Here is a 21,943-nt window from a genome sequence, read left to right as displayed (position 1 = left end):
TTGTGTTATCCCGATCGCTGCAAGGCCCGCGTTAGAGCAGGATCCGTGTTAGAAAGACACACGCGCGCGCAACCGCGGAAAGCAGGGTTTTTAGCCGCCCGTGGACAGCAATCGTACTGATGGATCGACGCACGCTCGAGCGGAGGTGGCAGGATGACGACTGACCTGACCGAAATCACGGTCATTGGGGGAGACGATACCGGACTGATCGCTCGCGTCACGAGCCTGCTGTTCGAGCGCGGGATCAACATCGAGGACCTCGATCAGGCGGTTCGAGACGGCGTGTTTCGGATGTACCTCGCCGTCGACACCTCGGAGATGGTCTGTACCGAGGAGACGCTCCGGACGGATCTACAGGAACTCGGTGAGGACCTCGGACTCGACGTCCAGGTTCGGTTCCCGGCCGATCGAGACCACCAGCAGATCGCCGTCCTCGTGACGAAAGAGAGCCACTGTCTCGAGGCGCTGTTCGAGGCGTGGGCCAACGACGATCTCGGGGCGGACATCGGCGTCGTCATCGGCAACCACGACGACCTCGAGCCGCTTGCCGACCACTACGACGTGCCGTTTCACGACATTGGCGACGCGGGTGGCCAGCAAAACGAGGACGAACTACTCGACGTGCTCGCAGAGTACGAGGTCGACCTCATCGTCCTCGCTCGCTACATGCGCATCCTCTCGCCAAACGTCGTCTTCCGCTACGAGGATCGGATCATCAACGTCCACCCCTCCCTGTTGCCGGCGTTCCCCGGTGCGGAAGCCTACCGACAGGCCCTCGACGACGGCGTCCGCGTCGCCGGCGTCACCGCCCATTACGTGACCACCGACCTCGATCAAGGACCGATCATCACCCAGCGGGCGTTCGACGTTCCCGACGACGCCGACCTCGACGAGATGAAACGCCGCGGACAACCGCTGGAAGCCGACGCACTGCTCGAAGCCGTCCGACTCCACCTCAACGGCGACGTCTCCGTCCACCGCGGCCGCACGAGCGTTCGCAAAAACGGCACCGACTACCAGCTCGGTTTGCCCGAGGAAATCGACGAGTTCACGCCCGATCGCCCGATCGACGGCATCGGAACGATCGTCGCAGACAGCCAATCGGAGTAACTGCTGGCTCCGCGGTCTACCGGCCAGCGAGGTCGATCGTCGCCGTTCGACGCGACTGGCCCTACCGTCCGGTCACGCTTCCCAGGACGCCAGACAGTCGTCGCCGCAGAAATAGGTATGAACCGCCTCGTCGTCCTCGACAGTGCTCACGACTCGCTGTTCACCGGTCTCTTCTACTGGGTCACCACAGAGATGACAGGCGGGTCCGTCCGATTCCGTCGACTCAGCCATTAGGCAAACGGAGGGACGACGGTTACTTTAAGGGTCCTGTTTCGTCGGACTCGATCGCGGCCGCCCCGCGCTCACACCTGTTCTCGGTCGACCGTAACACCCTCGAACAGCGGGTGAAGGTCGTCGTCGAGTTGTGCTTTCAGGTCCTGTAACTGCCCCTGGGTAAGCGCGACGGCGAGTGCGTCGGTAACCGCATCAGCGTACCGCACCGCGTCGTCTGGATCGACGTCGGTCCCGCGAAGCTGGTCGCTCACGCGATCGGTAAACGCCTCGCCGTCGTAGCCGGCCGCGTCGCGGTCGGCGTGTTCGAGATGTCCAGCCAGTTCGCCCGGCAACTGACGCGCGACGTCCTCGGCCTGACCGCCGCTGAGGCTCTCGCCGAGCGTTTCGAGGACGGCCTGGGCTGCGACCCGTGCGCGATCGATCGTGTCTATATGCCCCGCTTCCTGTACGAGTCCGTAGAACTCCTCGTCTTGCACGTTCCGGGCTTCGATCCCGGCTCGGTTCGACGTTGGGCGCTCAATTGCAAGGGTGACCTGGCTTCCGTCCTCGCCACCCTCGACACCTCCGAGACTCTCGACACGACTGACATCGATGCCACTGCACGGTTTATCTGCGAAACCGTCGTAACGTGGTATGCTATGGCACAACGAGAAGTTCAGCAAACGCTCTCCGTCGACCAGTACACGCTCGGCCTCGTCGGTCCCGATCAGGAGTGGGCGGGGACCGTCGCCGACGGCGGGACGATCGAGACGTACACGCCGCCGGGCTGTTGGGGACCGATGATCACACCCTCGTTTCGCGGCGGACACGAAGTAACGCGGCCGGTTCGCGTCGAGAACGCCGAGGTCGGGGACGCGGTCTCGCTCACGATCCGCGAGGTCGAGGTGACGAGCATGGCGACGAGTACGGGGTCGATGCGCGAGCGCGAGGAGGCGTTCGACGCCGACCCGTTCGTCGACCACCGCTGTCCCGAGTGCGGGACCGTCTGGCCGGAGTCGGTGATCGAGGGCACTGGCGAGGACGCCATCCGCTGTGCGGAGTGTGGCGCGAACGCGTCCTCCTTCGGCTTCGAGTACGGCTACACCGTCGCGTTCGACGACGACCACACCGTCGGACTCACGATGGACGCCGAGGGAGCGCACGACCTCGCCGAAAACGCCGCGGAGGTGATGGACATCCCCGAGAACTCGCGCCAGCACCCGATCGTGCTCTACGAGCCCTCGGAGATGCCCGGAACGCTGGGCCGACTGCGCCCGTTCATCGGCAACGTCGGCACGACCCCGCCGATCGAGTTTCCGGATTCACACAACGCCGGCGACTTCGGCCAGTTCCTCGTCGGTGCCGACCACGACTGGGGTCTCGACAGCGAGGCGGACCTCGAGGAACGAACCGACGGGCACATGGATATCCCCGAGGTCCGCGCCGGGGCGACGCTGATCTGTCCCGTCAAGGTCGACGGCGCGGGCGTCTACGTGGGCGACCTCCACGCCAACCAGGGCGACGGCGAACTCTCCCTCCACACGACCGACGTCAGCGGCACCGTCCGAATGGACGTGGAGGTAATCAAGGGCCTCGAGATCGACGGCCCGATCCTGCTGCCGAACGCGGACGACCTGCCGTTCATCTCGAAACCGTACAGCGAGGACGAACTCGAAACGGGCCGCGAACTCGCCGCGACCCACGGCGTCGACATCGAGGACGAGATGGGACCGATCCAGATCGTCGGCTCCGGCGCGACGATCAACGACGCGACCCAGAACGCTTTCGATCGCGCCGGCACCCTGCTCGACATGAGCGAGGGCGAGATCAGGTCGCGGTGTACGTTCACCGGCGGTGTCCAGATCGGCCGCCTGCCGGGCGTCGTCCAGCTCGATATGCTCGCGCCGCTGGAGGTCCTCGAGGAGCGCGGGATGGCACACCTGGTACGCGGCCAGTACGATCTGTAGGCTGGGTTGGTGCTATCGGTCGAACAGATGCGGCTATGGCGACGGCTACGGACGAATCATATACAGAATCCGGGTATCGACGCCGGCGTTCAGTCGGCGTCGTTCGCCGCCGGACGATCGACGGCCCGGCCGCCGAGTAGCTGCTCGGTCCACGTTTCCGAGACGAGGGGCGCGAGTGCCAGGAACGCGAAGACTGCGACGAACAGGGCCAGCATGACGCTGGCGACGATCGCGATCGCGCCGGACGGGCTGGACGGGACGATGCTCATTGCAATTCCACTGGTGAGAGCCGACATTGGTGCTCGCTAGTGTCTCGTTACTCCCTCCATATGAGGGTTTCTGAGTTCGTCGAAGAATACGCGAATCGCCGCTCTCAGAGCCTGTGCTGCGGTATCGTATCACACCCGAGACGGGTTACAGTCTCCGGACGGCACCGATCGCACTCGACAGCGGCGGCGCGTCGAACAGGTCGCGATCGAGGTAGGCGTTGGCACCGGCACAGTACATGTTCCGTGCGGTCTCGAGGACCGACTCCTCGAGCGCTTCGGGGTCGACGTCACAGAGCCGCCGCCAGTCGGCGACGTCCTCTCGTTTGGCGCGGGCTTTCGCCTCGGCGACCGCCTCGACCCACTCGGGCTGGGTGCGTTTGTGGTACTGGCGGATCACTTCCTTCGAGAGCTGGGTTCCCTCGTAGCTAAAGCGGTTCTCGTCGAACGTGCCGACGACGTCCGCGACGCGGACCTCCCCATCGTAGTAGAGACACTCGATCTTGCCGTCCTCGTGAATCAGGCCGGCGGCGTCGGCCTGCTCGGTGATGACTCGGTTGACCTCGCGAGCGACCGACGCGAGCGTCCCGATGTCGACCGTACCCGCGATGTAATCCGCTTCCTCTCGGTCGAGGTACCGATCGCTCTCCTCGTACTTCGTGGAGAACTCGACGATCGGCTCGTCGAGGTCGACGGCCTCGTCGGGCCACTCCTCGAACGCGAGACCGTGGTCGGCGGGATCGGTCCGGCGGCGCAGACTCGAGCCGACGGGGACGCGATTCCGGAAGACGATTTCGAGCGGAACGAGGTAGTTGTCGCCGGCGTCGGCGTGGTAGGTCTCGTAGTCGTACTCGCGGCCCTCGTGGGGCAGGCCGGGAACCTGCGTGAGATCGATCGCCATCTCCCAGGGCGGGTTTGCGGCCTCCTCCAGAGCGACAGTCTCGCCGTTTTCGACGACCCCCTGGTAGTGAGTTGGGACGCCCGCCGATTCGAGCAGTTCGAAGTTGAACGCCCCCATCGAGCACAGCGTCGCCCCTTTCTGCGGAATCTGGTCGGGCATCTTCCCCCAGTCGAAAACCGAGTAGTCGTCCGTGAAGACGAACGACCCGCGGCCGAGACTGTCGGCGGTCGCTTCCTGCTCGATCCGGAACTCCTTGACGCTCGTCATCCGAGACACCCCCGGACGCGTAGGCCGCAGTGCATACACGAGTTGCGGTGTCCGGGCGACAAAAGGGTTCAGTATTGACACGGCGGGCAGCCGGCGCGGCCCGGCCGCCGACCAGTGCGGTTCGGCCCTCGACCAGCGCAGCCAGCCGTCGACCAGCCCGGTCCGACCCTCGACCTGCGACGAACGGGAGGCGTCGATCGGCGGTCCACGCTGGCGTCAGGGACGATCCATCACCCTTTTCTCGCTACACTGGCATCAGTACGACGATGAAGCGACCGGTGACCGACGCCGACCTGATCTTCGAGTGCGTTCCCGAGACTGACCAGTCCTTCGAGAACGCGCTCGCGAACGCCCGCGCCGGCGATCGACTCACGGTCGACGACGCGATCGAACTACTGACGACGGGGACCGACACCGAGGGGATCCGCCACGATCGCAAAGAGCGAGTGCTCGAGGCGGCCGATCGCCGCCGGGCCGACGTGGTCGGTGAGGAGGTCACCTTCGTCGCGAACCTGAACAACAACGTCACGACGGCCTGTAACGTCGGCTGTCTGTTCTGTAACTTCAAAGACGCCGCCCACACCTTCGAGCGGGACGCCGAGGTCACAACCGCCGGTTTCACGAAGACGCCGGCGGAGAGTCGGGAAATCGTCTCCAGCGCCGTCTCCCGTGGGATCTACGAGGTCTGTTCGGTTTCCGGCCTCCACCCCGCGTTCGCGCTGGATGAGGAACACCGGGAGATTCTCGACGCACACCCACAGCCAAAGGAGATCAATTACAAGCCACCCGATCGCTACGAGACGAGTCCCGGCACGTACGTCGACCAGATTGCGGCAATGAGCGTCGACGGAGTCCACGTCCACTCGATGACCCCCGAGGAGGGGTACCACGCTCGCCGCGGGACGGATTGGTCCTACGAGGAGGTCTACGGCCGCCTGAAAAACGCTGGTCTCGACAGCGTCCCCGGAACGGCCGCCGAAATTCTCGTCGACGAGGTCCGGGACGTGATCTGTCCCGGCAAGATCGGCACCGACGACTGGCTCGAGGCGATGGAAGCCGCCGCGAACGTCGGCCTCGGACTCACGGCGACGATCATGTACGGCCACGTCGAGAACGAGGCCCACCGCGCCCTGCACCTGAAGCGCGTCCGCGACCTTCAAGACCGCGTCGACGGTGCGATCACGGAGTTCGTTCCCCTCTCTTTCGTCCACCAGAATACGCCTCTGTTCGAACACGACGTCGTCTCCGGCGGTGCCTCCCAGGCCGAAGACGAACTCATGATCGCCGTCTCACGGCTCTTTCTCGACAATATCGACCACATCCAGTCCTCGTGGGTCAAGTACGGCAACGAGGGCGGCCTGAAGATGCTCAATTGCGGTGCCGACGACTTTATGGGGACGATCCTCTCCGAAGAAATCACCAAACGCGCCGGCGGCGAGTACGGCGAGTTCCGATCGATCGGTGACTACGTCGAGATGATCTCCTCGATCGGTCGGGTGCCGGTCGAACGATCGACGGATTACGAAACCCGGCGCGTGATCGATCCCGACGACCCGCCGTTCGGACCGCAACTGGGTCCGAAAGCCGACGGGACGCCGCTGCTGACGCGCGAAGAGCGGGCGGTGCCGGCGGACGATTGAGCGGAGCCGAGACTGGCGGCAGTCGGACCCCCTAAAAACAGAATTATCGACCTAACGACCGCGCGTTTCTCGCGTGTGGGTCGCGTCGTCTTCGGTTTCCGATCGCGTGCTCGTCGATCCGTCGACCGCTGATTCAGAGCCGATCGGCAGCCCCGATCCGAGGCCCTCGTGGAGACCGAGAAGTCGTGCAAAGCGCCGCCGATCCGCAGCGTGTCTATCGAGAGTCATGCCGGCGAACATGCAAGGTTCGGTTGTAGTAATGCGGAGCGTTTGCACCGGAAACTGGAGCCTACTGACGTGAAACGATCCGGTCCAATCTGGTGGTTCCGGGGCGTGACCGAGAGTGAGCCAGTCGGGACGGGCGACGGCCAACCGGTCTCCGGATGAGCGGGGAAAAGACCCACCGCGATCGGCATCCGCTCGCCGTGTGAGGGCGAGAGTCCCACAGTCGCACCGCCGAATCGTCACCCAGTCGTAACACCCATTTTTCCGAGGCCCCTCTCAGCACGCAATGACAGCACGATCAGCGGCCGTCGACCGCGAACTCGACGCCCACGATGCTTTCACGACGATCGAAGAGGGGTACGACCTCACGACGACCGTCTTCGACACCACAGTCACCGCAACAGAGGCCGAGGGAAAACGAGACGGACGATTCGTCGTCACCGTCTCACTGCCGACGCTCGACGCCGCCGTGGCGGGCGAATCCGTCGCGCCCGTCGTCGAGGACGGCTGGTTCGAGACGCTCGAACGCAGGCTCAGGGACGTCTTCACCGTCGCGCACACGAACACCCACCAACCGCCCGAAATCGATCGCGAGGGCGAGGAAGTTACGGTTACTCTCGAGTACGTCGCCTGGGACGCCGGCGAGGGTGTCGCTGACGCCAAGGCGCTCATCGAATTCATCGAAGGGACCTACGCACAAGGAATCGTTCCGGGCTACGACTACCGCGGGGAGGCGGCGACGCTGCTTCAGAACGCGGTCGATCGCGGCAACGCCGCCGGTGAGGACGGCAGCGGCGGAACCCCGCTGTAAGTTCGCGTACGCGTCGGCTGGTTACACGTCGGCTGTTCAATCCATCGCGATGTACGTCTGCGTATCCTCGACGCCGTCGATTCCTTGGATCTGGGTCGCCGCGATCTCTTTGACCGCTGCCGGCGTATCGACCTGCGCTTTCGCGATGATGTCGACGTCGCCGGCGACGATGTGGGCGGACGTCACGCCCTCGATCGATTCGATGTCGTCTCTGAGTCGATCCGCCTCGCCCGTGTTCGCCTTGATCATGACGAAAGCTGTGACCATCAGTTGACACCTCCGGTGCCCGCGTTGGCCGCCGCACGGGTCGGCGTCTCACCGACCAGTAGCTGTCGGACGTTGCTCAGTTCCCCGAAATCGGCCAGCACGACCAGTCGATCGCCCTCTTCGAGCGAGAGATCCTCGTTCGGAATCTCGAGCGCCTGGCCGCGCTTGCCGAACGCGAGGACGGTCGCGTCGGCCGGCAGTTGCAGTTCGCTGATCGTGTAGCCGTTGACCGGCGCATCGGGCGTGATCGTCAGTTCGACGATCTGGAGGTTCTGGGCGATGTCCGCGATCGCGCGGATCGTCCCGCCCAGCAGCGCGTTTTTGGCACCGATCGCGCCGAGTCGCTCGGGATAGATCACCTCGTCGACCTCCGCGGCGTACTTGCGGTAGATCCCCTCGCGGTAGGCCTCGTCGATCCGCATGATCGTGCGACAGCCGTAGTGGTTGGCGATCATGCAGGCGGTGAAGTTGACGTTCAGGTTGCCGGTGAGCGCACCGAGTGCGTCGGCCTCCGTGATGCCGGCTTCCTCGAGGACATCCTCGCGGGAGCCGTCGCCGTCGACGACGGTAAACCCCTGCTCACGAGCGCGTCGGATCGTCGCCTCGTCGCGTTCGATGAGCGTCACCTCGTGGCCCTCCTCGCGCAAGACACGGGCTGTGCGCAGACCGACCCGTCCAGCGCCGATAATCACGAACCGCATGGACAGGGGTACGCCCGCCCCCGTCAATAAGTTTGCGCCACGATCACACACCACTCGTCCGGAAATCGACCAAAGGCTTTAGTCGTGTGAGAGAGTACCACACCCTCGAGAGAGATGGTTCACGCCTTCATTATGGTGAAGACGGCCGCCGGAAAGTCCGAAGGACTCCTCGACTCGATTAGGGACCTCGGATCGATCGCCGAGGCCCACATCGTCGCCGGCGACTACGACATCATCGCGGAGGTCGACGCCGACGAAGTGTACGACGTGCTCAAAACCGTCTCTTCGAGCATCCAGAACCTCGACGGCGTCACCGACACGAAGACCTACATCGCGATGGATTAGCGGGGAGACAGCCGGCAAAACGAGCAAACGGGGTCCGCCCCGTCGGACTGGTCGGTCTAGTACCCGAGGTCTCGCACGTCTCTTTTCTCGAGAACCGTTTCGAGCCACGCTCGCTGGTCGGCCAGCCGTGGCGGGAGATCGCCATAGACAGACTCGAAGACTTCGATGGAATCGGGGAGGGTCGTCGACTCGACGGTCTCGATCGCCTCCTCGAGTTCCCGCTCGACCTCCGCGTCGATCTCCTCGGCCAGATCGTCGTCGAGGACGCCCTCCTCGCGAAGGAACGACTCGTACCGATCGAGCGGGTCGGCGGTGCGCCACTCCGGCAGCTCTCGCTGGGCACCTCGATAGCGCGAGGGGTCGTCGCTGGTGGTGTGGGCACCCTGCCGGTAGGTCAGACTCTCGACGAGGACGGGATCGCCGTTTCGCGCGGATTCGAGGGCGTCGGTGACGACTTCACGAACCGCGAGCGGATCGTTGCCGTCGACCCGTACCCCCTCGAAGCCGTAGGCCGCAGCCTTCTGTGCGATCGTCGCGCTCGCGGTCTGGCGCTCGCGCGGGACCGAGATCGCCCAGCCGTTGTTCTCACAGAAGAAGACGACCGGTGCGTCGAAGACGCCGGCGAAATTGAGCCCCTCGTGGAAGTCACCCTCAGAGGTCGCACCGTCACCGAAGTAGCAGCAGACGGCCGCCTCGTCGCCCCGGTGACTCGCGGCCATCCCCAGTCCGACGGCGTGAGGGATCTGGGTCGCGATCGGAACCGCCTGCGGGAAGACGTGCAGGTCGTGTCCGGAGGTGTACTCGGGATACCCCCTGCGAAAGAGGAGGATGTCGCTCATCGGGACGCCGCGAGCGATCTGCATCGCGTTCGACCGGTAGGTCGGAACGAGCCAGTCCTCGTCGACGAGGGCGCGGGCGGCCCCGACCTGCGAGGCTTCTTGGCCCGCAAACGGCGGATAGCCGCTCATCCAGCCCCGACGCTGGAGAGCGATCGCTCGCTCGTCGAAGCGACGGGCGCGCACCATGTCGCGGTAACACGCGAGGGCCTCCGCCGCCTCCGTTCGGCTCGCCTCGAGCGATCGCTCCCCGATGACGCGGTGCATGGGACACTCCTCACGACGAGCGACAAAAGCGGTTGCGGCGGCGGTCGGCGGCTGACACTGTAGCCGACGATACCGACTTCAGTCGGCGTCGTCGATGGCCGACTCGAGGATCGCCTCGACCCGATCGAGCACCGCCGCCGGCTCCTGTGTCGCGTCGACCCGGACGAACCGATCGGGGTTTCGGTCGATGAGTCGCTCGTAGTTGTCCCGGACCGCGGCGAGGTAGTCGGCGTGTTCGAACTTGTTGGTCGCGCCGGCGCGCTCGGCAGCCGTCTCGGGGTCGAGATCGAAGTAGATCGTCAGGTCGGGGTCGATCGAGAACGGGTCGTGTACGTCGACGACGTACTCGAGAGGGTCCGCGAATCGCTGGCCGAGTCGATCGTCGGCCGCGAGCGTCGCGCCCTGGTAGGCGTACCGAGAGTCCGAGTACCGATCGGAGATAACGAAGTCGCCGCCCTCGAGAGCGGGTTCGACTACTCGCGAGAGGTGAGCCGCGTGATCTGCGGTGTAGAGGAAGAGTTCGGCCAGCGGATCCGCGTCGTCGTCCGCGATCGATCGGTAGACGGCCTCGCCGTACCAGGAGTCGTCCGTCGGCTCGCGGGTGAAGACGGCGTTCGGAAACGAATCCTGCAGCGCCTCCCAGACCGTCGTTTTGCCGCTGCCGTCGATCCCCTCGAGCGTGACCAGCATGTCCTCTCCTCGTCGTGACGGTTACTACAATCTGTCGAGAGCGGGCGAGCGGCGGGAGCGCGAGACGGAGAGACCCGGCAGGAGGCCGACTGCGGCGGATACACCGACTCAGCCCTTACAATGTAGCCGTCCGGTTATTTACCGCCGGGCGCGTATGTTGGCGACATGAACGTTCTCGTCGCCGGCGGTACCGGCTTCATCGGGACGAACCTGTGTACGGAGCTCTCCGATCGCGGCCACGACGTAACGGCGCTGTCACGAAACCCCGACGGAAGCGACCTCCCCGCAGAGGTCGACGTCGCGATGGGCGACGTCAGCGCCTACGACTCGATCGAAGCGACGGTTGCGGCCCACGACGCCGTCGTCAACCTCGTCTCGCTGTCGCCGCTGTACCGCCCTCGTGGTGATCTGAGCCACGAGGAGGTGCACCTCGGCGGCACGAAAAATCTCGTTCGCGCCGCCGAAGCGGGCGACGTCGATCGATTCCTCCAGATGAGCGGTCTCGGTGCCGATCCGAACGCGCGAACCGAGTTCCTCCGCGCCAAGGGAAAGGCCGAGGACGTGGTCAGGGAGTCGGAGCTAGCGTGGACAATCTTCCGTCCCTCGGTCGTGTTCGGCGAGGGCGGCGAGTTCGTCGAGTTCTCGAAGACGCTCACGACGCCGTACCTGACGGCGCTCCCGGGCGGCGGCGACACCAGGTTCCAGCCGATCTGGGTCGGAGACCTCGTCCCCATGCTCGCCGATGCGCTCGAAGAAGACGCCCACGTCGGCGAAACGTACGAGATCGCCGGCCCGCAGATCGTCACGCTGGCGGACGTGACGGAACTGGCCTACGAGGCCGAGGGCAAATCCGTCACCATTCTGCCGATTCCGATGGCGCTGGCGAAGTTCGGCCTGACTGCCGCCGAATCGGTCCCGTTCTTCCCGTTCGGCTCCGACCAGGCGCGATCGCTCGAGGAGAACAACACCGTCGTCGAGAACGATATTTCGGCGTTCGGCGTGACCGAAGACGAACTGACCACGCTGCGATCGTACCTCGGCATCGAACCGCGACCGGTCGGCAGGCAGCCGCAGGCAGCGTAAGCGAGCGGGATCGACAGTCATCGCCACTGTGGCGGACCCCTTCGGTCGGATACCAGTAGTTCACTCACGACCGACTACAACGTTCCTCTTCAATCGAGACGGAACACGTCTCGATCGGAGACCGTTCGTCCCGTCTCTCGTTTCGGCCGCCAGAACACGTCCGTGAAGCGAAATAGGGACCGTATAAAAAGCCGAATCGTTGACAGTAACAGTCGTTTACGCCATCGATAAATCCGCTCGAAAGAGCATCTAACGCGCGGTTTCCGGCAATAGTTCATTTCGGGTGATATTCATACCATCACAAGATTTATATCCTCTATACCATTGTTTCCAACCCAACGGAGCCCCCAGACAAACAATGAAGCTGGCGATGATCGGATTCGGACAGGCCGGTGGTAAAATCGTCGATCGGTTCCTCGATTACGACGATCGGACGAATAGCGGAATCGTCCGCGCGGCGATCGCGGTCAATTCCGCCAAGGCGGACCTCATCGGTCTCGATAATATCCCGGAGGAGAATCGTGTACTCATCGGTCAGGCCCGCGTCAAGGGTCACGGCGTGGGTGCTGACAACGAACTCGGCGCGGAAATCGCCGAAGAGGACATCGACGAGGTTCAGAACGCGATCGACGCGATTCCGACCCACGAGGTCGATGCGTTCCTGATCGTCGCCGGCATGGGCGGCGGGACGGGATCGGGCGGCGCACCCGTCCTCGCAAAACATCTGAAACGGATCTACACCATCCCCGTCTACGGACTCGGCGTACTCCCCGGGACGGACGAAGGAGGGATCTACACGCTCAATGCGGCTCGATCGTTCCAGACGTTCGTCCGCGAGGTCGACAACCTGCTCGTCTTCGACAACGACTCCTGGCGACAGACCGGCGAGTCCGTCGAGGGCGGCTACGACCAGATCAACGAGGAGATCGTCAGGCGCTTTGGCATCCTCTTTGGCGCTGGCGAAGTAGGCGACGGCCAGGAGGTCGCAGAAAGCGTCGTCGACTCCTCGGAGATTATCAACACGCTTTCCGGTGGCGGCGTTTCGACCGTCGGTTTCGCGAGCGAGGAAGTCGAACTCAACACGAGCGGCGGTCTCCTCTCGCGGTTTACCGGTGACAGCGGCGGCAGCAGTGATAATCTCGACGCCGCGAACACGACCAACCGCATCACCAGCCTCGTCCGCAAGGCCGCACTCGGCCGACTGACCCTCCCGTGTGAGATCGAAGGCACCGAGCGTGCCCTGCTCGTGCTCTCCGGTCCCTCGGAATACCTGAACCGGAAAGGCATCGAACGCGGCCGCAAGTGGCTCGAGGAGGAAACCGGCAGCATGGAAGTCCGCGGCGGCGACTTCCCACGACAGGAACCCGAGGTTGCATCGGCTATCCTGTTGTCGGGCGTCACGAACGTCCCGCGGATCAAGCGTCTCCAGCAGGTCGCGATCGAGGCCCAGGAGAACATCGACGACATCCAGCAGGAAAGCGAAGAGAATCTGGAAGAACTCGTCGAGGACGACGAGGACGAACTCGAACCGCTGTTCTAACTCGTCGGTCGTCTCTTCGGCCCGTCGGCTGCGACGACGCGCGGCTACCATTCTGGGCGAATCGATCGGCGTCTGATCGACGAATTCGAGCACGTAGACGTGTTCGACGTATTTTTCAGCGTCTGTCAGCTATTTCCGCCAGATGCACGTCGTCGTTCCGTTCGCAGCCGAGACGCCGAAAACACGACTCGATCCCGTTCTGACCCCCGAGGAGCGATCGAGCTTCGCGCGTGCGATGCTCGCTGATGTCGTACGCGCGATCGCAGCGGCGGGTCACGAACCGACGGTTCTGGCGACGGTGGCGATCGAACTGGACGACCTCCCCGCGGCGACGGTCAGCGTCGACGACCGACCGCTGACTCCTGCGGTCAACGCACAACTCGCGGACGCCGAGGGACCCGTCGCGGTCGTTATGGCCGACCTCGCTTTGCTTTCACCCGAGACGATCGATCGACTCTGCGCTCGGTCGGGCGAGGTCGTCATCGCGCCGGGGCGAGGCGGCGGCACGAACGCGCTCGTCGTCCGCCATCCCGAGTTCCGGGTGGATTACCACGGCGCGTCGTATCTCGACCACCGGGCGATCGCAAGCGAGGTCGGGGCCGACGTGGAGACGATCGATTCGTTTCGGCTCGCGACGGATATCGACGAACCGGCGGATCTCGTGGAAGTGCTGATTCACGGAACTGGGCAGGCTCCCGACTGCCTCCGCGAGTTCGGCTTCGGACTCGACACGTCGGACGGTCGGGTCGGCGTCGCTCGATCGACGACGTGGGAGTGACAGATTTCGGAAAATAATATTTCGCAATCGACTCGCAGACGCCCGAATCGAAACGGAAAATGTGGCGTTGTTGGAATTCTCGCTAGTCGTTATCCAAGACGGTTCTCAAGTCTCTCCCTGTATTCGTCACCGACTCGGTGCTCTGTATACTGCCGAGCATCGTCTCCCCAGCGCCCCTCGATAATGTCACGACGAAACCCTTCGCCGTATTTTCGGGTCAACCCGGCCATCACACCGGCAGTCGACCGGCCGTTCGTTGCGATGTCTATTCCGTAGTCCTCACGCATCCGCTGGCGAATGTCACTTCCACGGATCCATTCCCCATCGGCATCTAGCAGGACACGAATCATTCCCTCTTGCTTTTCCGTGAGACGCTCGAAGAAGTCGCTTGGCAAGCCATTGTTGTCAGATAGGTTACTCATTGGCTCCGAGCACCTCCTCGATCTCCTCGCGGTATGCATCGCCAATCCGGAATTCCGCGTTCTGCTGCGTCTCATCAGCCCACTGCCCCTCAATGACGTCCCGCCGGAAGTCCTCGTCGTACTTCCGCGTTAATCCCGCAATAACCCCGGCCGTGGCTCGTCCGCTATTCGGAACGTCCATTCCGTAATCGTCGCGCATCGCCTGCCGAATCTCTTTTCCGCGCATCCACCCCTCGTCATTCTCGAGGAGAATCTCGATCATCACGCGTTGCCTCTCAGAAAGACGGTCGAAGAAGTCCGCTGGAAGGCCACCCTCCTCCATCCTGTCCGTTTCTCCATCGTCAGTTCCAGTAATCGTTCGACTTCCGTCGTGGACCCCTACGTCGATCAGCTCGACGGCGGTCGTCTCCGATACGCTTCTATCAAGCCCCATCCCCTCGCCTTCTAGGGCAACAGTGACCGTCTCCGCTCCACTGTCCACCTCGTCGGTGAGAACGATTTCCATTATTTTGAGGGCTGTACCCTCCGATACCTCTCGGTTCACTGAAATCCCCTCTCCTGTCATAGTCATTTGTACAGTCATCCTCAGTATGACCACAGACACCACGCTACTCCTTAGTACTTTCCCCATTGAGGTACTAACAGTAGTGTGGTGTAACGACAGTACGTGAGCCAAACGAAGAGACAGAGGAGTATCCACCGGGAAGCAGATATGGAGCGGGTAGCGGATCAGTACACACCCTCCGAAACCGATCGTCAGTACCGGGTTTTAACCGAGCCGGCAAAGTGAAGCGCTTATGTCCGCCGCGACGCCACACCGAGGTAATGATTCCCGGGGCCAGCGAGTACGGCGTCGAGCTCTCGATCGACGAGTCGGCCATCGAGGCGCTGTGTACCGTTACCCCGGCGGACGTGACGCCGCCGTCGACACTCACCTTCGCGCGCAACGTTTTCATCCCGCTAACGACCGCGTGTCGGTACACCTGCACCTACTGTACGTACTTCGATCCCCCAGGAGCGGCCTCGCTGCTCTCGCTCGAGGAGGTCCGCGAGATCTGCCGCCGCGGGGCCGACGCGGGCTGTACTGAGGCGCTCTTTACCTTCGGGGACGACCCCGACGATCGCTACACCGAGATCCACGACCAGCTCGCGGCGTGGGGGTACGAGTCGATTCACACCTACCTGCGGGCGGCCTGCGAAGTCGCCCTTGAGGAGGGGCTGCTCCCCCACGCCAACCCTGGCGACCAGACCCGAGAGCAGATGGCCGAGGTTGCCGACGTCAACGCCAGCATGGGCGTCATGCTCGAATCGACCGCCGAGGTCGACGCTCACGCCGGCCCACGGCGAAAGGAGCCGGGACAGCGATTGCGGACGATTCAGAACGCCGGCGAACTCGACGTCGCCTTCACGACCGGGATCCTCGTCGGCATCGGGGAAACCTGGCGCGATCGCGCCGAGAGCCTGCTCGCGATCGCCGAGCTGCACGATCGGTACGACCACATTCAGGAGGTGATCGTTCAACCTGTAGCCAACAACGAACGGTGGCGCGGCGGCTCGCCCGATCGCGAGACGATGCGTCGAGTGACGGCGATGGCCCGCGCCGCGTTACCCGAGGAAGTGTCGGTACAGACGCCACCGAACCTCGCGCCCGCCCGAGAGCTGATCGACTGCGGCGTCGACGACCTCGGCGGCGTCTCACCGATCACCGACGACCACATCAATCCCGACTACGCGTGGCCCGCGCTGCGGGAACTCGAATCGATCGCTACCGACGCGAGCTTGCCGCTGTGCGAACGGCTCCCAGTCTACGAGCGATTCCTCCCCGCCGACCTTCGAACCGACGGGTTCGACGGGATCGTCGCGGGTGGGACACCCTCCGCGGGCGATCGAGAGTGGATTTCACCGCGGATTCGATCGGCACTCACCGCCAGCGATCCGGCGGGCGATCGATACCGGGCCGTCCTCGAGACGGGACGTCCCGGCGGCTGAGGCCGACGCTCGTCGGAGTCGAATCGTACGATACTTTCAGCCGTGGCGAACGCGAGTAGGCGTGGGGAAAAGAAGTTACGACAGATCCCGACGATCGAGTTCTCCCCCAAGCACAGTCGCGAGTTCCTCGAACTCGTCTAAGGTGAGGTCGTCGGTCGTCACGAACACGCCCTCGCGCTCGGAGGTGACCCGGAGCAGATACCCGTTATCGAAGACGCGGATGGTGTACTGGTACCGGCCGAGTTCCGACCCCTCGTAGGCCGCCTGCGTGACCTTGAAGCCGCGCCACTCGTTGCCGATGAACGTCTCGAGATCCGCGTTTTGCTCCAGATCCTCCCGCAGATACAGCTGTTCGAAGTCGTCCCGAGTGAAGTACGTGACCGATCGGAGTTCCTCCCCGACGGCGTCGGTACAGATTGTTACGAACCGATCGACAGCGTCGGTTGTGAGGAGTCCAGTTCCCATACCCGACCAGTTGACCTGAGAGACCTTAACCGCGAGGGCGATTTCGGCGTGTGAGGTGCGAACAAAACGCTAGCCAACGCGACGGCGATGGGTCTCCGCGAGCGTCGAACTCCCGCGCGCGCTTGCACCCGTTCGATCAACGTCGATCGAATCGCGCCTGATCTGCCGCTCAGGCCTGTTCGATCGCCCGATCGAGGTCGTCGATCACGTCGTCGACGTCCTCGATGCCGACGGAGATCCGGACGAGGTCGTCCGTGACACCGCTTGCGAGTTTCTCTTCCTCGGTGAGTTGTTGGTGGGTCGTACTCGCGGGGTGGATGATGAGCGTCTTCGCGTCGCCGACGTTCGCCAGAAGGCTGGCGAGGTCGACCTCGTTACAGACGGTTTCGGCCGCGTCGTAGCCGCCCTCGAGACCGAAGGTGATCATCCCGCCGTAGCCGCCGTCGAGGTACTCGCTGGCTACCTCGTGGGTCTCGTGGCTCTCGAGGCCGGGGTAGTTGACCCACGAGATTTTCGGGTGCTCTTCGAGGTACTCTGCGACGGCCATGGCGTTTTCGCAGTGTTTCTCCATCCGCAGGGGGAGCGACTCGAGTTTCTGGAGGGTGACCCAGGCGTCGAACGGCGACTGCTGGTTACCCAGGTCCCGCAGGCCGCGGGTCCGGGCGGCGATCGCGAACGCCTGGTCACCGAAGATCTCGTGGAAGTTGATGCCGTGGTAGGCCGGATTCGGCTCGGTGAGTTCGGGAAAGTCACCCTCGGCCCACGGGAACGAGCCGCCGTCGACGAGGATGCCGCCAACCGTCGATCCGGCACCGTGGATCCACTTCGTCGTCGAGTTCCAGACGAGGTCCGCGCCGTGTTCGAGCGGCCGGCAGAGATACGGCGTCGCGAAGGTGTTGTCGACGAACAGCGGCACGTCGTGGTCGTGAGCGATGTCCGCAATTCGCTCGATATCGGGAGTGACGAGCGCCGGGTTGCCGATCGTTTCGAGGTGGACGAACGCGGTGTCGTCGTCGATCGCCTCCGCGTAGGCGTCGTAGTCGAGGGTGTCGACGAATTTCGTCTCGACCCCGCGTTTCGCGACAGTGTGGGTAAGGTAGGTGTAGGTACCACCGTACAGCGCCGACGAGGAGACGATGTTGTCCCCGTTTTCCGCGAGAATGAAGGTTGCGAGGTCGAAGGCGGCCATTCCCGACGCAGTCGCGAGGGCACCGACGCCGCCCTCGAGCGTCGCGATGCGCTCTTCGAGCATCGCGTTCGTCGGATTCATAATCCGCGAGTAGATGTTGCCGAACTCCTGTAACCCGAAGAGGGCGGCGGCGTGGTCGGTGTCCTCGAACTCGTAGGAGGTCGTCTGATACAGCGGCGGTGCGCGTGCACCCGTGGTCGGATCGGCCGTCTGGCCGGCGTGGACGCTGTTCGTTGCGAACTCGCGATCGGGTTGATCGTCGCTCATACTCCCTCAGTCGAACTGCCTCGTAATAAAGTCACGCGGCGATGATATTCGGTCCCAGGTGGAGTCGTCGGCTTCGGTAAGCCTCGGTCGAGAGGCGACGCGGCCATCCGCCCGCTACCCCGAGCGGTTCCCCTGCTCACTCCGATCGACGGGTGACTCGACGAGACCGGGGAGTCGAACCGTCGCCGTCGTTCCGTCTGCTCCGGTCTCGAACGAGAGGTCGCCGCCGACCGTCGCGACACACCAGTTGACGATCCACAGGCCGAGACCGCTGCCGTGTTCGAGTGCGGTTTCCTCGCCCCGTTCGAGGACCGTCAGTTCGTGTTCGGGAATTCCGGGACCGTTGTCACGGACGGTGACGACCGCAGCGCCATCGGCAGGTTCAGCGCTGATCGTGACGCGGGGCGTGTCGGCGTCTGAATGTTTCAGTCCGTTCTCGACGAGATTCACGAACAGCTGGGTGAGAACCTTCTGGTTGGCCCGCAGTTCGAGGGCGGTCGGGACGTCGATATCGATTCGTCCGGACGTCGATGTCTCGAGATCGGTCGCGACCGAGGTGAGCACCTCGCGGATCGAAACGGGCGGCGGCGTCGACGTCATCGAGGTGGTAGCTCGCTCGAACGCCCACGCTTTCTCGCCCATCCCGATCACCGCCTCGACGTCGGTTCGGGCGGCCTCGAGCATCGCCGTCGTCTCCTCGTCGTCGACGCGATCGGCAGCGATCCCGACGTAGCCGTGGGCGACGTTCAGGTCGTTCCGGAGGTTGTGCCGGAGGACCCGGTTGAGCACTTCGAGTCGCTGTTTGCGGCGGCGCTGTTCGGTGATGTCCTGAAAGACGATCGTGTAGCCGACGAGCGACGACGACGGATCGCGCAGGGGCGACGTCGAGACGGCGAACTCGCGGTACTCGCCGCCAGCAGTGGTCGTCACGACCTGGTTGTCCGCCGCCGGATCGATCTCGAAGCCGACGATCGGTCCGAACGGTTCCCCCAGCGCCGCCGATTCCGAAACGTCGAATTCCGCCTTCGCGGCCGGGTTCAGGTCGACGATCCGTTCGTCCGTGTTGACGACGACGAACGGGTTTCCGAGGTCTTCGATCGCGGACTGGTCGGCCGTTCGCCGCGTGACCGGGTTGAACCGGAACATCCCGCTGCCGACGAATGCGTACGCATCGAGCAGGATATGCGGGAGAAACATGATTGCCGAGAGGTTGAGCTGTGGCACCGGTCCGATGCCGAACAGCCAGACGAGCAGCGCGATTCCCGGCGGGAGCGTACTGATCCCGACTGCGAGCGCTTCAGTTCGGTAGAGCGGGCCGTAACTCACGACCGTATCGAACAGCAAGAGCGTCCCCGAGGCCGCGAGGATCGTCCCGACCATGATCGCGACGTACGCCCAGGCGTTGAACTCGTAGGAGACCGTCGCCGCGCCGAAGACGGGGTCCAGTCGAAACTCCTGCCAGACCAGTTCGTGCAGCGGGTTCGTGACGACGAGCACCGTCGTGATCGCCGGCAACAGAACGAGCACCCCGAACTCGGGTGTCCGAATCAGGTTGCCGCGCCCGGTGTACTCCAGACCGAACGCGAGGAAGGGAAGGCCGGTCCACATGATCCCGACCCACGTCAGCATCTCGAAGCCGAGCCGCAGCGTCGGATCGAAGACGAACAGCGACACGCCGTACGAAAAACACCAGACGGTCTGGGCCGCGAGAGCGAGTACAAACCAGTTCGCACCCGGCGACCCGCGGTGACGCCAGAGGTAGGCGATCAGAAACACCGTTCCGACACCGGAGAGGATGGAGAGAAGCGCCGGCCACGGTACCGAAAGCATGGAACGACAGTGTGAGGAAAGTTACTTTGATGTTGTGGCTCCGGCGATCGGATCCCGGTCGTGCGCCCGGCGGGAAGTCGATCGCTACTCGAGTAACGGCTCGCCGGTCATCTCGGGGGGCTGATCGACACCGATTAGCTCGAGCAGCGTCGGCGCGAGATCTGCGAGCGTGCCGCCCTCGCGAACGGTTCGATCGCCCGCGGTGCCGTCGGCCGCGAGCGCGATGAGCGGCACGTCGTTGTACGTGTGGGCCGTGTGGGGGTCGTCTTCGGTCCCCATGTCGTCGGCGTTGCCGTGATCCGCGGTGATCAGGACGGCCGCACCGGCGGCTTCGAGGGCCTCTGCGAGTCGGCCGAGCTGGGCGTCGACCGCTTCGACGGCCTCGAGCGCGGCCTCGAAATCGCCCGTGTGGCCGACCATGTCCGGGTTGGCGTAGTTGAGCACCAGGACGTCGGGGTCGTCGGAGTCGATCGTATCGATCGCCGTCTCCGTCACTTCGGGGGCGCTCATTTCGGGCTGGAGGTCGTACGTCGGCACGTCCGGGCTCTCGACGATCTTCCGAATCTCGCCGTCGAACTCGACTTCGCGCCCGCCGTTCAGGAAGTAGGTGACGTGGGCGTACTTCTCGGATTCGGCGATCCGAAGCTGGGTCTTGCCCGCGTCGGCGAGCACCTCTCCGAGGACCTGCTCGGGCTGGTTCGGCGGGTAGGCGATCGGCAGGTCGAACGTTTTGTCGTACTGGGTCAGCATGACGACCTCGGCGTCCGGCGGATCCGTCTCGAACTCGTCGGCCCAGTCCTCCGGACGGATGTCTGCCAGCATGCGGGTGAGCTGTCGGGCGCGATCGGAGCGGAAGTTGAACCAGACGACCGAATCGCCGTCCTCGAGCGCCGGCTGGCCCGAGATGATGGTCGGGTCGACGAACTCGTCGGTCTGGTCTCGATCGTAGGCGGCTTCCACCGCCTCGACCGCCGAGGCGGCCTCGTGGTCGGCCTCGCGGGAAACGATCGCGTCGTAGGCCCGCTTCGTCCGGTCCCAGTTCTGGTCGCGGTCCATCGCGTAGTACCGGCCCGTCACCGTCGCCACGTCGCCGGTAGCGTGCTCGTCGACGACGCCCTCGAGCGTCGAGAGGTAGCCCCGGCCCCCCGTCGGTGAGGTGTCCCGGCCGTCCGTGATCGCGTGGGTGACCGCCTCGACGTCCCGATCGGCGGCGAGTTCGATCAGCGAGTGGAGGTGTTCGTGGTCGGCGTGGACCCCGCCGTCGCTGACGAGGCCGACGAAGTGGACTCGACCGTCGTTCTCGCGGGCCTCGTCGAGCGCCGTGTTGATCGCGTCGTTTTCGCGGAACGACCCGTCCGCGATCGAGTCCGCGATGCGCGTGTACTCCTGGTAGACCACGCGGCCGGCCCCGATGTTCAGGTGGCCGACCTCGCTGTTGCCCATCTGGCCATCGGGTAGGCCGACCCGTCGGCCCGCGACTTCCAGCGTGCCGTACGCGCCGGCACCGGCGAGTCGATCGAAATTCGGCGTCTCTGCGGCCTTGATAGCGTCCCGTCCCTCACCGCTACTCAGCCCCCACCCGTCGAGGATGATCAGCGCAGCGTCCATGTGCGACCCGTGACCTGCCGGGCCTAATTAGCTATCGCTGTCGATCCTGATATTTTGTACAATTGTCTGTGATAAATCGACGGTGCTGGTACCGTCATTCGGCTGTTCGTATCGGTGCGCGTCTACTCGTATCGGTACGGCGATCGTCGCACGGACGAGAACACCACGAAAGCCCCTGGCACGCTCGAGTCGGTGCGCTTGCTGCGCTCCTCGGACGTCGTCCTGCGGTGCTTTCGGCGCGCGCCGTCCCCGAGCGTGCCAGCCCC

24 protein-coding genes are annotated in these 21,943 nt (G+C 64.1%); 9 read left to right on the top strand and 15 right to left on the bottom strand.

What is annotated here, in order from left to right; genetic code table 11:
• The first annotated feature begins 153 nt into the window (after positions 1-153).
• Positions 154-1,110 (top strand): formyltetrahydrofolate deformylase, encoded by a 957-nt coding sequence (locus AC6I6L_RS01210; RefSeq protein ID WP_497915891.1) that lies wholly within the window; start codon positions 154-156, stop codon positions 1,108-1,110.
• A 72-nt stretch (positions 1,111-1,182) separates the two neighbouring features.
• Here AC6I6L_RS01210 and AC6I6L_RS01205 read toward each other — a convergent pair whose 3' ends face one another.
• A complete protein-coding gene (locus AC6I6L_RS01205; protein WP_497915890.1) occupies positions 1,183-1,341 on the bottom strand; it encodes a DUF7576 family protein in 159 nt (52 codons plus the stop codon).
• 71 nt (positions 1,342-1,412) lie between these two features.
• Positions 1,413-1,820, bottom strand: a complete 408-nt coding sequence (locus AC6I6L_RS01200) for a DUF2267 domain-containing protein (RefSeq protein WP_497915889.1) — start codon at positions 1,818-1,820, stop codon at positions 1,413-1,415.
• A 162-nt stretch (positions 1,821-1,982) separates the two neighbouring features.
• Between AC6I6L_RS01200 and AC6I6L_RS01195 the strand changes: the two genes are divergently transcribed.
• Entirely contained in the window at positions 1,983-3,290 is a 1,308-nt protein-coding gene (locus AC6I6L_RS01195) for an acetamidase/formamidase family protein (protein WP_497915888.1), read from the top strand.
• An 89-nt stretch (positions 3,291-3,379) separates the two neighbouring features.
• Here AC6I6L_RS01195 and AC6I6L_RS01190 read toward each other — a convergent pair whose 3' ends face one another.
• The gene (locus AC6I6L_RS01190) at positions 3,380-3,559 is read right to left on the bottom strand and encodes a hypothetical protein (RefSeq protein WP_497915887.1); all 180 of its coding nucleotides are present in this window, start codon (positions 3,557-3,559) and stop codon (positions 3,380-3,382) included.
• Positions 3,560-3,704: 145 nt separating this feature from the next.
• On the bottom strand, positions 3,705-4,724 hold the full coding sequence (locus tag AC6I6L_RS01185; RefSeq protein WP_497915886.1) for a phosphoribosylaminoimidazolesuccinocarboxamide synthase: 1,020 nt from the start codon (positions 4,722-4,724) through the stop codon (positions 3,705-3,707).
• Between the two features lie 266 nt (positions 4,725-4,990).
• On the opposite strand from AC6I6L_RS01185, the gene cofH reads away from it, so the two are divergent.
• The gene (gene cofH / locus AC6I6L_RS01180; protein WP_497915885.1) at positions 4,991-6,364 is read left to right on the top strand and encodes a 7,8-didemethyl-8-hydroxy-5-deazariboflavin synthase subunit CofH; all 1,374 of its coding nucleotides are present in this window, start codon (positions 4,991-4,993) and stop codon (positions 6,362-6,364) included.
• Positions 6,365-6,415: 51 nt separating this feature from the next.
• Here cofH and AC6I6L_RS01175 read toward each other — a convergent pair whose 3' ends face one another.
• Complete coding sequence (locus AC6I6L_RS01175; protein WP_497915884.1) at positions 6,416-6,592, bottom strand: hypothetical protein; 177 nt, start codon at positions 6,590-6,592, stop codon at positions 6,416-6,418.
• 283 nt (positions 6,593-6,875) lie between these two features.
• Here AC6I6L_RS01175 and AC6I6L_RS01170 point away from each other — a divergent pair, with 283 nt between their 5' ends.
• Positions 6,876-7,400 carry a DUF5813 family protein gene (locus AC6I6L_RS01170; RefSeq protein ID WP_497915883.1) on the top strand — a complete coding sequence of 175 codons (525 nt, stop codon included), beginning with the start codon at positions 6,876-6,878 and terminating at the stop codon, positions 7,398-7,400.
• A gap of 36 nt (positions 7,401-7,436) precedes the next feature.
• Here AC6I6L_RS01170 and AC6I6L_RS01165 read toward each other — a convergent pair whose 3' ends face one another.
• Both AC6I6L_RS01165 and AC6I6L_RS01160 read right to left on the bottom strand, forming a co-directional pair.
• Complete coding sequence (locus tag AC6I6L_RS01165; RefSeq protein WP_497915882.1) at positions 7,437-7,667, bottom strand: Lrp/AsnC family transcriptional regulator; 231 nt, start codon at positions 7,665-7,667, stop codon at positions 7,437-7,439.
• Positions 7,667-8,368, bottom strand: a complete 702-nt coding sequence (locus AC6I6L_RS01160) for a potassium channel family protein (RefSeq protein ID WP_497915881.1) — start codon at positions 8,366-8,368, stop codon at positions 7,667-7,669. The genes AC6I6L_RS01165 and AC6I6L_RS01160 overlap by 1 nt, the downstream gene beginning before the upstream one ends.
• Before the next feature lie 114 nt (positions 8,369-8,482).
• On the opposite strand from AC6I6L_RS01160, the gene AC6I6L_RS01155 reads away from it, so the two are divergent.
• Positions 8,483-8,713, top strand: coding sequence for an Lrp/AsnC ligand binding domain-containing protein (locus AC6I6L_RS01155; protein ID WP_497915880.1), 231 nt, complete (start codon positions 8,483-8,485; stop codon positions 8,711-8,713).
• A 56-nt stretch (positions 8,714-8,769) separates the two neighbouring features.
• Here AC6I6L_RS01155 and pdhA read toward each other — a convergent pair whose 3' ends face one another.
• On the bottom strand, positions 8,770-9,816 hold the full coding sequence (gene pdhA / locus AC6I6L_RS01150) for a pyruvate dehydrogenase (acetyl-transferring) E1 component subunit alpha (protein ID WP_497915879.1): 1,047 nt from the start codon (positions 9,814-9,816) through the stop codon (positions 8,770-8,772).
• A 78-nt stretch (positions 9,817-9,894) separates the two neighbouring features.
• Positions 9,895-10,506: a dTMP kinase gene (gene tmk, locus AC6I6L_RS01145; RefSeq protein WP_497915878.1), complete on the bottom strand. Its 612-nt coding sequence runs from the start codon at positions 10,504-10,506 to the stop codon at positions 9,895-9,897.
• Between the two features lie 165 nt (positions 10,507-10,671).
• Here tmk and AC6I6L_RS01140 point away from each other — a divergent pair, with 165 nt between their 5' ends.
• The 3 genes from AC6I6L_RS01140 (at position 10,672) to cofC (ending at position 13,907) form a co-directional block, all read left to right on the top strand.
• On the top strand, positions 10,672-11,589 hold the full coding sequence (locus tag AC6I6L_RS01140) for a complex I NDUFA9 subunit family protein (RefSeq protein WP_497915877.1): 918 nt from the start codon (positions 10,672-10,674) through the stop codon (positions 11,587-11,589).
• A gap of 358 nt (positions 11,590-11,947) precedes the next feature.
• Positions 11,948-13,129 (top strand): tubulin/FtsZ family protein, encoded by a 1,182-nt coding sequence (locus tag AC6I6L_RS01135; protein WP_497915876.1) that lies wholly within the window; start codon positions 11,948-11,950, stop codon positions 13,127-13,129.
• Between the two features lie 142 nt (positions 13,130-13,271).
• Complete coding sequence (gene cofC, locus AC6I6L_RS01130) at positions 13,272-13,907, top strand: 2-phospho-L-lactate guanylyltransferase (protein WP_497915875.1); 636 nt, start codon at positions 13,272-13,274, stop codon at positions 13,905-13,907.
• 89 nt (positions 13,908-13,996) lie between these two features.
• Here cofC and AC6I6L_RS01125 read toward each other — a convergent pair whose 3' ends face one another.
• Both AC6I6L_RS01125 and AC6I6L_RS01120 read right to left on the bottom strand, forming a co-directional pair.
• Complete coding sequence (locus AC6I6L_RS01125) at positions 13,997-14,329, bottom strand: hypothetical protein (RefSeq protein WP_497915874.1); 333 nt, start codon at positions 14,327-14,329, stop codon at positions 13,997-13,999.
• Positions 14,322-14,894, bottom strand: a complete 573-nt coding sequence (locus AC6I6L_RS01120; RefSeq protein ID WP_497915873.1) for a hypothetical protein — start codon at positions 14,892-14,894, stop codon at positions 14,322-14,324. Before AC6I6L_RS01120 ends, AC6I6L_RS01125 begins: the two co-directional genes overlap by 8 nt.
• A 260-nt stretch (positions 14,895-15,154) precedes the next feature.
• Between AC6I6L_RS01120 and cofG the strand changes: the two genes are divergently transcribed.
• Positions 15,155-16,318: a 7,8-didemethyl-8-hydroxy-5-deazariboflavin synthase subunit CofG gene (cofG, locus tag AC6I6L_RS01115; protein WP_497915872.1), complete on the top strand. Its 1,164-nt coding sequence runs from the start codon at positions 15,155-15,157 to the stop codon at positions 16,316-16,318.
• A 75-nt stretch (positions 16,319-16,393) separates the two neighbouring features.
• Here cofG and AC6I6L_RS01110 read toward each other — a convergent pair whose 3' ends face one another.
• From AC6I6L_RS01110 to gpmI, 4 genes are all read right to left on the bottom strand, one after another.
• Positions 16,394-16,783, bottom strand: a complete 390-nt coding sequence (locus tag AC6I6L_RS01110) for a DUF7522 family protein (protein WP_497915871.1) — start codon at positions 16,781-16,783, stop codon at positions 16,394-16,396.
• Positions 16,784-16,952: 169 nt separating this feature from the next.
• The gene (locus AC6I6L_RS01105; RefSeq protein ID WP_497915870.1) at positions 16,953-18,239 is read right to left on the bottom strand and encodes an O-acetylhomoserine aminocarboxypropyltransferase/cysteine synthase family protein; all 1,287 of its coding nucleotides are present in this window, start codon (positions 18,237-18,239) and stop codon (positions 16,953-16,955) included.
• A gap of 114 nt (positions 18,240-18,353) precedes the next feature.
• Entirely contained in the window at positions 18,354-20,069 is a 1,716-nt protein-coding gene (locus AC6I6L_RS01100) for a sensor histidine kinase (RefSeq protein WP_497915869.1), read from the bottom strand.
• An 84-nt stretch (positions 20,070-20,153) separates the two neighbouring features.
• Complete coding sequence (gene gpmI / locus AC6I6L_RS01095) at positions 20,154-21,677, bottom strand: 2,3-bisphosphoglycerate-independent phosphoglycerate mutase (RefSeq protein WP_497915868.1); 1,524 nt, start codon at positions 21,675-21,677, stop codon at positions 20,154-20,156.
• Positions 21,678-21,943: the final 266 nt, after the last annotated feature.

Source organism: Halosolutus sp. DAT137 (assembly GCF_059736405.1).
The sequence above is the reverse complement of the archived record's forward strand: the minus strand, read 5'-3'. Positions and strand labels throughout refer to the sequence as shown.

Coding starts and splice junctions, on each gene's coding strand:
- AC6I6L_RS01210 (WP_497915891.1), top strand. CDS start 154: ATGACGACTGACCTGACCGAAATCACGGTCATTGGGGGAGACGATACC.
- AC6I6L_RS01205 (WP_497915890.1), bottom strand. CDS start 1,341: ATGGCTGAGTCGACGGAATCGGACGGACCCGCCTGTCATCTCTGTGGT.
- AC6I6L_RS01195 (WP_497915888.1), top strand. CDS start 1,983: ATGGCACAACGAGAAGTTCAGCAAACGCTCTCCGTCGACCAGTACACG.
- AC6I6L_RS01190 (WP_497915887.1), bottom strand. CDS start 3,559: ATGAGCATCGTCCCGTCCAGCCCGTCCGGCGCGATCGCGATCGTCGCC.
- AC6I6L_RS01185 (WP_497915886.1), bottom strand. CDS start 4,724: ATGACGAGCGTCAAGGAGTTCCGGATCGAGCAGGAAGCGACCGCCGAC.
- cofH (WP_497915885.1), top strand. CDS start 4,991: ATGAAGCGACCGGTGACCGACGCCGACCTGATCTTCGAGTGCGTTCCC.
- AC6I6L_RS01175 (WP_497915884.1), bottom strand. CDS start 6,592: ATGACTCTCGATAGACACGCTGCGGATCGGCGGCGCTTTGCACGACTT.
- AC6I6L_RS01170 (WP_497915883.1), top strand. CDS start 6,876: ATGACAGCACGATCAGCGGCCGTCGACCGCGAACTCGACGCCCACGAT.
- AC6I6L_RS01165 (WP_497915882.1), bottom strand. CDS start 7,667: ATGGTCACAGCTTTCGTCATGATCAAGGCGAACACGGGCGAGGCGGAT.
- AC6I6L_RS01160 (WP_497915881.1), bottom strand. CDS start 8,368: ATGCGGTTCGTGATTATCGGCGCTGGACGGGTCGGTCTGCGCACAGCC.
- AC6I6L_RS01155 (WP_497915880.1), top strand. CDS start 8,483: ATGGTTCACGCCTTCATTATGGTGAAGACGGCCGCCGGAAAGTCCGAA.
- pdhA (WP_497915879.1), bottom strand. CDS start 9,816: ATGCACCGCGTCATCGGGGAGCGATCGCTCGAGGCGAGCCGAACGGAG.
- tmk (WP_497915878.1), bottom strand. CDS start 10,506: ATGCTGGTCACGCTCGAGGGGATCGACGGCAGCGGCAAAACGACGGTC.
- AC6I6L_RS01140 (WP_497915877.1), top strand. CDS start 10,672: ATGAACGTTCTCGTCGCCGGCGGTACCGGCTTCATCGGGACGAACCTG.
- AC6I6L_RS01135 (WP_497915876.1), top strand. CDS start 11,948: ATGAAGCTGGCGATGATCGGATTCGGACAGGCCGGTGGTAAAATCGTC.
- cofC (WP_497915875.1), top strand. CDS start 13,272: ATGCACGTCGTCGTTCCGTTCGCAGCCGAGACGCCGAAAACACGACTC.
- AC6I6L_RS01125 (WP_497915874.1), bottom strand. CDS start 14,329: ATGAGTAACCTATCTGACAACAATGGCTTGCCAAGCGACTTCTTCGAG.
- AC6I6L_RS01120 (WP_497915873.1), bottom strand. CDS start 14,894: ATGACAGGAGAGGGGATTTCAGTGAACCGAGAGGTATCGGAGGGTACA.
- cofG (WP_497915872.1), top strand. CDS start 15,155: ATGATTCCCGGGGCCAGCGAGTACGGCGTCGAGCTCTCGATCGACGAG.
- AC6I6L_RS01110 (WP_497915871.1), bottom strand. CDS start 16,783: ATGGGAACTGGACTCCTCACAACCGACGCTGTCGATCGGTTCGTAACA.
- AC6I6L_RS01105 (WP_497915870.1), bottom strand. CDS start 18,239: ATGAGCGACGATCAACCCGATCGCGAGTTCGCAACGAACAGCGTCCAC.
- AC6I6L_RS01100 (WP_497915869.1), bottom strand. CDS start 20,069: ATGCTTTCGGTACCGTGGCCGGCGCTTCTCTCCATCCTCTCCGGTGTC.
- gpmI (WP_497915868.1), bottom strand. CDS start 21,677: ATGGACGCTGCGCTGATCATCCTCGACGGGTGGGGGCTGAGTAGCGGT.